Raw genomic sequence first — 8,443 nt, 5'->3', positions numbered from 1 at the left:
GGCGACCCCGGCCCTACCCCCGCCCGGGATGGGTCCGCCCTCCGCCGTTCTCTCACCGGGGATCACCGGTCGCGAGGACCGGCGACGGCCGGTGTCAGGTCTGCAGCGCCGGGTCCAGCACCACGTCCTGGCCGTGCACGGTCGGCTCCTCGGGGAAGTGGCAGGCGGTCAGGTGACCTTCCCTGTTGCCCTCCAGCCTGAGCAGCGGAGGCTCCTCGGTGGCGCACTTGTCCTGGGCCTTCCAGCAGCGGGTGCGGAAGCGGCAGCCGGACGGCGGGTTGATGGGGGAGGGCACGTCCCCCGCCAGGCGGATGCGCTCGCGCGGCTCGTCGTCCTCCTGCACCTCGGGCACCGCCGACAGCAGCGCGTGGGTGTAGGGGTGGCGGGGGCGCTCGTACAGGGAGGCGCGGTCGGCGACCTCGACGATCTTGCCGAGGTACATGACCGCGACCCGCTGGGAGAAGTGCCTGACGATCGCCAGGTCGTGCGCGATGAACAGGAACGCGATCCCCATGTCCCGCTGGAGCTGCTGGAGCAGGTTGACCACCTGCGCCTGGATGGAGACGTCGAGGGCCGAGACCGGCTCGTCCGCGATGATCAGCTTGGGGTTGAGGGAGAGCGCGCGGGCCACCCCGATCCGCTGCCGCTGGCCGCCGGAGAACTCGTGCGGGAAGCGGTTGTAGTGCTCGGGGTTGAGCCCGACGATCTCCAGGAGCTCCTGAACCCGCTTGGTCCTGCCGCCCGGCGGGTCGATCCCGTTGATCTCCATCGGGCCGCCGATGATGGTGCCCACGGTGTGCCGGGGGTTGAGCGACGAGTACGGGTCCTGGAAGATCATCTGGATCTCGGCCCGGATCGGCTTCAGCTCCCTGCGACTGGCGTGGCCGATCTCGCGTCCGGCGTAGCGGATGCCACCCGCGGTCGGTTCGAGCAGCCGGGCCGCCAGCCGCCCGGCGGTGGACTTGCCGCAGCCGGACTCGCCGACCAGGCCGAGCGTCTCACCGGCGTGCACGGTCAGGTCGATGCCGTCCACCGCGTGGACCCGGCCGACCTGCCGTTTGAAGATGAGGCCGCCCATCACCGGGAAGTGCTTCTTCAGACCGGACAGCTCCAGCAGCGGCTCGGAGGTCGTCTCGCTCACTTGTGGATCTCCCGCTTCTGGGCCAGGGTCAGGTAGCACGCGTCGCCGTGGCCGCGGTGCGGGGACAGCTCGGGCCGCTCCGAGCGGCACAGCTCGGGCCCCGCCACCTCCATGAAGTCGCACCGCGGGTGGAAGGGGCAGCCGGACGGGACGTTGATCAGGCTCGGCGGGGTGCCGCGGACCGGCCGGAGCTGCACGTCCACCGGTGCGCTCAGCCGGGGCATGGAGGCCAGCAGGCCCCAGGTGTAGGGGTGGCGGGGCTCGCGGAGGACCTCCTTGACGGTCCCGCGCTCCACCGCGCGCCCGGCGTACATCACCAGCACCTCGTGCGCGGTGTTGGCGACCACGCCGAGATCGTGGGTGATCAGGATGATCGAGGTGCCCATCTGGTCCTGGAGCTCCTTGAGCAGGTCCAGGATCTGGGCCTGCACCGTCACGTCCAGCGCGGTGGTGGGCTCGTCGGCGATCAGCAGGTCGGGGTCGCAGACCAGCGCCATCGCGATCATCGCGCGCTGCCGCATGCCGCCGGAGAACTGGTGGGGATAGTCGTCCACCCTGGTCTTCGGCTGCGGGATGCCGACCCGGGTCAGCATCTCGATCGCGCGGGCCCTGGCCTCGGCGCGGCTCGCGCCGGTGTGCTTGCGGTAGACCTCGGAGATCTGCTTGCCGATGGTGTGGTACGGGGAGAGCGAGGTCAGCGGGTCCTGGAAGATCATCGCGACCTTGTTGCCGCGCAGTTTCTCCATGGTGGACCTGGAGGCGCCGATCAGCTCCTCGCCGTCCAGCCGGATCTCCCCGTTGATCGTGGTGGTCTCCGGGTTGTGCAGGCCGAGCACCGTCAGGTTGGTCACCGACTTGCCGGACCCGGACTCGCCGACGATGCCCAGCGTGGTGCCCTTCTCCACGTCGAAGGAGAGCCCGTCCACCGCGTGGACGACGCCGTCCTCGGTGTGGAAGTCGACGGTCAGGTCACGGACCGAGAGGAAGGGAGTTGACACTTTCTTCAGAACTCCTAGCTCAGCCGGACACGAGGGTCGATGAAGGCGTACAGGATGTCGACGACGATGTTGAAGAAGACGATCGCCCCGGCCGCCACGAGCACCGTGCCCATCAGCATGGGCAGGTCGGAGGTGTCGACGGCCTTGATGGAGAGCCGCCCGAGTCCCTGCAGCCCGAAGGTGGTCTCGGTGATGATCGCACCGCCGATCAGCGTGCCGAGGTCCACGCCGAAGATCGTGATGATGGGCGTCAGGGTGCCGCGCAGGGCGAATCTCATCACCACGGTCCGGCCGGACATGCCCTTGGCCCGCGCGGTGCGGACGTAGTCCTCACTGAGCTGTTCCACCATTGTCGAGCGCGTCATACGGGTGTAGTTGGCGGTGAAGATGATCGCCAGCACCACCCAGGGCAGCGCCAGCCCGCTCGCCCAGGCGATGGGGTTCTCGGTGAACGGCAGGTACTGGGGCCGTTCGAGGATCTGGTTCTTGTAGACGAGGAAGTAGAGCGCGAGCGTGCCGATGAAGTAGATCTGCACGGAGGCGCCGATCAGGGACGACACACTGGCGATCTTGTCCAGCGGCTTGCCCTGGCGCAGGGCCGCGACGATGCCGGTCGCCATGCCGAAGACGAGGAAGACGACCGCCGCGCCGATGGTGAGGGAGACGGTGACCGGCAGCCGGTCCAGGATCGTCTCGAACACCGGCTCGCGGTTGACGAACGAGTAGCCGAGGCAGGGGGCCGGGCAGTGGCCCAGACTCTCGTAGTCGCGGCCGACGAAGATGCCGGCCAGCCAGGCCACGAACTGGGCGAACAGGGGCTGGTCCAGTCCCAGGTTGTGCCGCGCCTGCTCCAGGAGATCGGGCGGGCAGACCTTGCCGCAGGCGAGCCTCGCCGGGTCGGCGGGCACGGCGAAGAAGAGGAAGAACGTGACCGCGGCGATGATCAGAAGCGTGACCGCGGCGCCGAGCGTGCGGCGAGTGATGAATGGAAGCATTGCCTGTTTCCCGAGGTGGCTGGGACCGCTGCTGGGGCCTGACGGCCCCTTGGCCGTGACCTCGCGGGGAACGGTGTCGTCCTCCGCGGGGCCACGGCCACCGGTGTCTCCTAAGGCTTCGTGGGCGTTACTGCTTCACGAAGATTCTGTTCGGCTGGACGACCCACGACTGCGGGTCGATCTCCGCGCCGCCGATCTTGGAGCCGTGCAGGGTGTTGGCGATCCGGTTCTCGGCGACGACCAGCGGGGTGATCGTCTCCTGGAGCTCCTTGTCCAGCGCCATCCACGCGGCGTTCTGCGCGTCGATGTCGGTCATCGCGGTGATCTCGTCCATCTTCTTGGTGAGCGCCTCGTCCTTCAGGTGCGAGTAGTTCGGCGCACCGTCGGCGATCGGGCCGAAGATGACGGGCATGACCGTCGAGCCGGACGGCCAGTCGGCGCCCCAGCCGCCCCAGTACAGGTCGAACTCGTTCTTCGTCAGGCCGATGGAGTCGTAGTAGGTCTTGCGGTCCAGCGGCTTGGCCACGACCTTGATGCCGGCCTTCTCCAGAGCGCTCTTGATCACGACGGTGACCTGCTCCTGGACCGGCGTCTGGTTGTAGGCGTAGACGATGGTCGGCGTCGGGTTGCTCGACTCGGCCAGCAGCTGCTTGGCCTTCTCGATGTCACCCTCGGGCTTGGTCGTCTTGTCGAACAGGTCGTAGGGCTGGTAGCCGACCGTGGTGTTCTCGTTGAGGATGGTGGTGGGCAGCGCCGCGGCGGCCGGGCCGCCCATGGTCTGCTGGATCTGCTTGGAGGGCCACGCGTAGTTGATGGCCTGGCGGATCTTCTGGTCCTTCATCCGGTCAAGGTTGAAGTAGTAGTAGTTCCCGTACGGCGAGGGGCTCTTCATCAGACGGGGCGCCAGCGCCGGGTCGCCGAGCACCTGCTGCAGCCGCTCCGGGGGAACGGTCGCGTAGAAGGTGAAGGCGGTCTGGTCCGGGCCCGCGTCCGCCATCAGGCGGTCGGTGATCTGCAGGGGCTCCTGGCCGAACTCCAGACGCCACTTGTCGGGGTAGGCGCCGCGGATCGGGTCGGTGGCCGCGTCCCAGTTCGGGTTGCGCTCAAGGTCGATGGACTTGTCGACCACGTGGTTCTTGATGATGTACGGGCCGCTGGAGACGGGGGCCTTGTCGTACTTCTCCTTGGTGTCCTTGGCCTTGGGCACGATGCCGTAGCCGCCCATGGCGAAGGCGTAGTTGGCGTCGGCGTGCGGCGTCTTGAACTTGTAGACGATCGTCTTGTCGTCCGGCGTCTCGATGCTGTCCAGGCGCTTGCCGTCGTAGGGGCCCTGGTAGGCCTTCTTGTGGTCGACCTCGGTCAGCCACTGCTGGATGTAGGTCGGGCCCTGGGTGATGAAGGACGCGAACGTCCGCTCCATGCTCCACTTCACGTCCTCGGACGTGATGGGCGTGCCGTCCTCCCACTTCACCCCGTCCTTGAGGGTGAAGGTCCAGGTCTTGCCGCCGTCGGAGGGGGTGCCGGTGTCGGTGGCCAGGTCGCCGACCAGCTTGTACTCGCTCTTGTCGGTGCGCTTGTAACCGGTCAGGGTACGCGCGATCAGGAGGGAGAAGTTCGTCTCGGTGTTGACGTAGAGCTGGCCTGGGTCGAGGTGGGAGAAGTCGTCCCGGTCGATCATCGTGACGGTGCCGCCCTTGACGACACCCTCCGGCTCGATGGCGGGGCCCTTGGAGTCCTCCGCGGTGCCGACCGTGATGGTCGGCGCCTTGTAGGAGGGCTCCACGGCGGGGGCGGACGCACCGGCGGAGCCGCTGGGAGCGGCGGGGGCGCCCTGGTTGCCCTCGGCGCACGCGCTGGTAAGTGCGAGCGCGCCTATGGCGAGTACGGCCATCGCTGACCGCGTACGGACTTTCATCTCTCTCCTATCGGATCTAACGCTTGAGCTTGGGGTCGAAGGCGTCGCGGACCGAGTCACCGAGAAGGTTGAAGGCGATCACGAAGATCAGCAGAGCCGCGCCGGGGAAGATCAGGTAGGTGATGTCGTTCCGGTAGACCTCGGTGCCCCGCAGGAACATCCGGCCCCAGTCGGGGATGGGCTCGATCATGCCGACACCCAGGAAGGACAGGGCCGCCTCGGCGGTCACCATCGCGGGCAGCAGCAGTGTCGACTGGATCAGGATCGGCGTCCACAGGTTGGGCAGCAGCTCCTTGAAGATGATCCGGGCGGGTGAGGCGCCGGTCACCTTGGCGGCCTCGACGAACTCCCGTTCGCGCATGGAGAGCACCTGGCCGCGCAGCAGCCGGGCGATGCCGGCCCAGCCGAAGGCCGTCAGCAGGGTGATGAGCGTCACCGCCCGCAGCCAGACCGGGGTCTCCTCGGAGGGGTCGACGAAGAGGTTCTCCACCACCGGCATGAACGCGATGATGAACAGGGTCGAAGGGAACGACAGGACGATGTCGATCAGGCGGCCGATGAAGTAGTCGGTTCTGCCCCCGGAGTACCCGGCGACGATGCCCATGACGATACCGATCATCGTGATGAGGACCGTCGCGGTCATGGCGATCAGCAGCGAGGTCCTGATCCCGTAGACGAGCTGCATGAACACGTCACGGCCCAGGCCCGGCTCGATGCCGAACCAGAAGTCCGAGCTCATGCCGCCGTTGGGCAGCACCGGGTAGCCGAAGTCGTTCAGCAGTCCCGGGGTGTCCTGGCCGTAGAGGGTGGAGTGGTCCTTGCCGTAGAGCCAGGAGATGACCGGCGCGAGGATCGCGACGAGGAAGAAGAAGATCACCACGCCGGCCGAGGCGATGCCGGTGGGGTCGCGGCGGAAGCGCAGCCACATCAACTGGCCGGGGGAACGGCCCACCGTCTCCGGTGTCTTCACCGCGGGGGGTTCCCCGGTGGTGGACGCGGCTGGTGCAGGGATGGTCATCGTGCGGGCGCTCCCAACGAGCATGGCTGAGCCTGATCCTTGGAACCATCGCAAAACAGTCAAGGTCAAATCAATGGTCTGCTCCTTACTCATTTTATTGTTGTGTAATTTCCACCTGTTCGTAGCTTCAATTCCGTTGACGCGGCGGGGGGGTGGGGTGAAAGAATCGGGGCACTTAAAAGCTGCTTTTCACGGATCTGTGACACTTTGATGACCTGGTCGTGACACCCTCGTCTGGATCCCGTTCCGCTTGTGTCACAGACCCGGGACATGTGTGCCCAGACCCCCTCCGGTAGCGTAATTAACCACTTACGAGGGAGGCGGCGCATGGATCACGGGTTGTTCGGACCGGATTCGGTGACCTGGAAGGTGATGGGCGAGCCGATCCTGCTCGTCGGAGGCTTCAGGGCGCTGCTCATGCAGGGCCTGCACCCCCGGGCGATGCGCGGGGTCGCGCAGAACTCGGCGCTCATGGACCCCGCGGAGGCCTGGTCCCGCTTCGCGCGCACCACCGAGTTCGTCCGGGTGCGCACCTACGGTACGACCGAGGAGGTCGCCCGCGCGGGGGCCAGGGTCAGGAAGATCCACGCGAGACTCACCGCCCTCGACCCCGACACCGGCGAGCGGTTCCGTCTCGACGACCCCGCCGCGCTGCTCTGGGTCCATGTCGGCGAGGTCGACTCCTACCTGTCGGTCGCCCGGCGGGCCGGAGTGGGCCTGAGCGGCGAGGAGGCCGACAGGTTCGTCGCGGAGTGGCGCCGCGCGGCCGAGGTCGTCGGCCTGCGCCCCGAGGACGTGCCCGGCTCGGTCGGCGAGCTGGACGACTACATCCGGGCCTGCCGTCCGGGTCTCTACTTCGCGCCCGAGGTGCCCCATCCGCTCAGGCAGTCGCTCAACGCGCCGCTCCCGGCGCGCCTGATCCCGCTCAAGCCGGTGTTCCCCATGGTCACCCTGCTCGCCTTCGCGACCCTGCCGCGCTGGGCCCGCAGGCTCTACGGGCTGCCTGCGACCCCGCTGGGAGACCTGTGGGCGACGGCCTCCCTGCGGGCGCTGCACACCGGCATCGGTCTGGTGCCCGCTCCGGTGCGTTACTCCCCGGACGCGCGGCGGGCTCGGAGGGTGATCGCCGAGCGCGCCGCGTGATTTGACCAAGCGCTCGCTTGGTCCATATGCTGGAGGGGTGTGCGGTGCGGTTTGCCGGACATGGCACACTGGTGTACGGGAAGCGGGCCGCCTGTGGCGCGCTTTCCGAAGCAAGACAGAGCAGCGTGCTCCGGGGTCGGTGAAATTCCGAGCCGGCGGTTACAGTCCGCGACCCGGTCGAATCCATCGACCGGTTGACCTGGTGAAACTCCAGGACCGACGGTTAGAGTCCGGATGGGAGGAAGCGCGCGAGCGGAGAGTGCCCTTTGGGGTCCTCCGCTGACCGGGTGTACGCACCCATCGAATTCCCCGGGGCCCGCCGTGGCAGACAGCTACTGGCGAGTAGGAGACCTCGGGTGACTGATCGGACGCGGACGCGCCCAGTGGCCGGGCACGCCCCCCACGGGCATGGCGCCGCCGGCCCCCACCATTCCCTGACCGGGCACACCGGCTTATCCCGCTCTCCGAGCGCATGCCCCGCCGGCCCCCACGCGGCTTCCCGCCCCTCGGCGATGTTCCGCCTCCGGCCCCGCGACACCTCGGCCGCCCGCCTTCGCGCGGTCCCCTGCAAGGAGATGTGAATGTTCACCGGAATCGTCGAAGAACTGGGTGAGATCGCCGGGATCGAGCAGCTGAGCGACGCGGCCAGGCTGTCCATCCGGGGCAGGACGGTCACCTCGGACGCCGGGCACGGCGACTCGATCGCCGTCAACGGCGTCTGCCTGACCGTGGTGGACGTGGCCGGTGAGGTGTTCACCGCCGACGTGATGAAGGAGACCCTCGACCGCAGCTCCCTCGGCGCGCTGAGGCCCGGCTCCCCGGTCAACCTGGAGCGCGCGGTCCGCGCCGACCAGCGACTGGGCGGCCACATCGTGCAGGGTCACGTGGACGGGACGGGCGTCCTGCTGTCGCGGGAGCCCGGCGAGCACTGGGAGGTCGTCCGCATCTCCCTCCCGTCCGACCTCGACCGCTACGTGGTCGAGAAGGGGTCGATCACGGTCGACGGCATCAGCCTGACCGTGGTGAGCGTCGGCTCCGGCGGCTTCGCCGTCAGCCTCATCCCCACCACTCTGCGCCTGACCACCCTCGGTGCCAAGCAGCCCGGAGACCCGGTGAACCTCGAGGTCGACGTGATCGCCAAGCACGTCGAGAAGCTCGTCGGCGCGTACGCCCCCGCGAGCACGGACGGCCGGGCCGGCAGGGGGGACGAGCGGTGAACCGGGCGGAAGCGGG

General features: G+C 68.1%; 7 protein-coding genes and 1 riboswitch. Of the genes, 2 read left to right on the top strand and 5 right to left on the bottom strand.

The window, feature by feature from the left end:
• Positions 1 to 94 precede the first annotated feature (94 nt).
• The 5 genes from ABZ260_RS11970 to ABZ260_RS11950 all read right to left on the bottom strand — a co-directional run bounded on the left by ABZ260_RS11970 (position 95) and on the right by ABZ260_RS11950 (position 6,067).
• Positions 95 to 1,078 (bottom strand): oligopeptide/dipeptide ABC transporter ATP-binding protein, encoded by a 984-nt coding sequence (locus ABZ260_RS11970; RefSeq protein ID WP_355567003.1) that lies wholly within the window; start codon positions 1,076 to 1,078, stop codon positions 95 to 97.
• Between the two features lie 59 nt (positions 1,079 to 1,137).
• Positions 1,138 to 2,139: an ABC transporter ATP-binding protein gene (locus ABZ260_RS11965; RefSeq protein WP_355615930.1), complete on the bottom strand. Its 1,002-nt coding sequence runs from the start codon at positions 2,137 to 2,139 to the stop codon at positions 1,138 to 1,140.
• Positions 2,140 to 2,153: 14 nt separating this feature from the next.
• Positions 2,154 to 3,134 carry an ABC transporter permease gene (locus ABZ260_RS11960; RefSeq protein WP_355615928.1) on the bottom strand — a complete coding sequence of 327 codons (981 nt, stop codon included), beginning with the start codon at positions 3,132 to 3,134 and terminating at the stop codon, positions 2,154 to 2,156.
• Between the two features lie 127 nt (positions 3,135 to 3,261).
• Positions 3,262 to 5,049 carry an ABC transporter substrate-binding protein gene (locus ABZ260_RS11955; RefSeq protein ID WP_355615925.1) on the bottom strand — a complete coding sequence of 596 codons (1,788 nt, stop codon included), beginning with the start codon at positions 5,047 to 5,049 and terminating at the stop codon, positions 3,262 to 3,264.
• Positions 5,050 to 5,065: 16 nt separating this feature from the next.
• Positions 5,066 to 6,067: an ABC transporter permease gene (locus tag ABZ260_RS11950; RefSeq protein WP_355615923.1), complete on the bottom strand. Its 1,002-nt coding sequence runs from the start codon at positions 6,065 to 6,067 to the stop codon at positions 5,066 to 5,068.
• A gap of 327 nt (positions 6,068 to 6,394) precedes the next feature.
• Here ABZ260_RS11950 and ABZ260_RS11945 point away from each other — a divergent pair, with 327 nt between their 5' ends.
• Both ABZ260_RS11945 and ABZ260_RS11940 read left to right on the top strand, forming a co-directional pair.
• Positions 6,395 to 7,210 carry an oxygenase MpaB family protein gene (locus ABZ260_RS11945; RefSeq protein WP_355615921.1) on the top strand — a complete coding sequence of 272 codons (816 nt, stop codon included), beginning with the start codon at positions 6,395 to 6,397 and terminating at the stop codon, positions 7,208 to 7,210.
• Positions 7,211 to 7,331: 121 nt separating this feature from the next.
• Positions 7,332 to 7,462: riboswitch (FMN riboswitch) on the top strand.
• A gap of 329 nt (positions 7,463 to 7,791) precedes the next feature.
• The gene (locus tag ABZ260_RS11940; protein ID WP_355615919.1) at positions 7,792 to 8,427 is read left to right on the top strand and encodes a riboflavin synthase; all 636 of its coding nucleotides are present in this window, start codon (positions 7,792 to 7,794) and stop codon (positions 8,425 to 8,427) included.
• The last annotated feature ends 16 nt before the right edge of the window (positions 8,428 to 8,443 follow it).

The organism is Streptosporangium sp. NPDC006013 (genome assembly GCF_040614275.1).
Classification (GTDB): Bacteria; Actinomycetota; Actinomycetes; order Streptosporangiales; family Streptosporangiaceae; genus Streptosporangium.
Note: the sequence above shows the minus strand (reverse complement) of the source record. Positions and strands in the feature narration are given on the sequence as shown.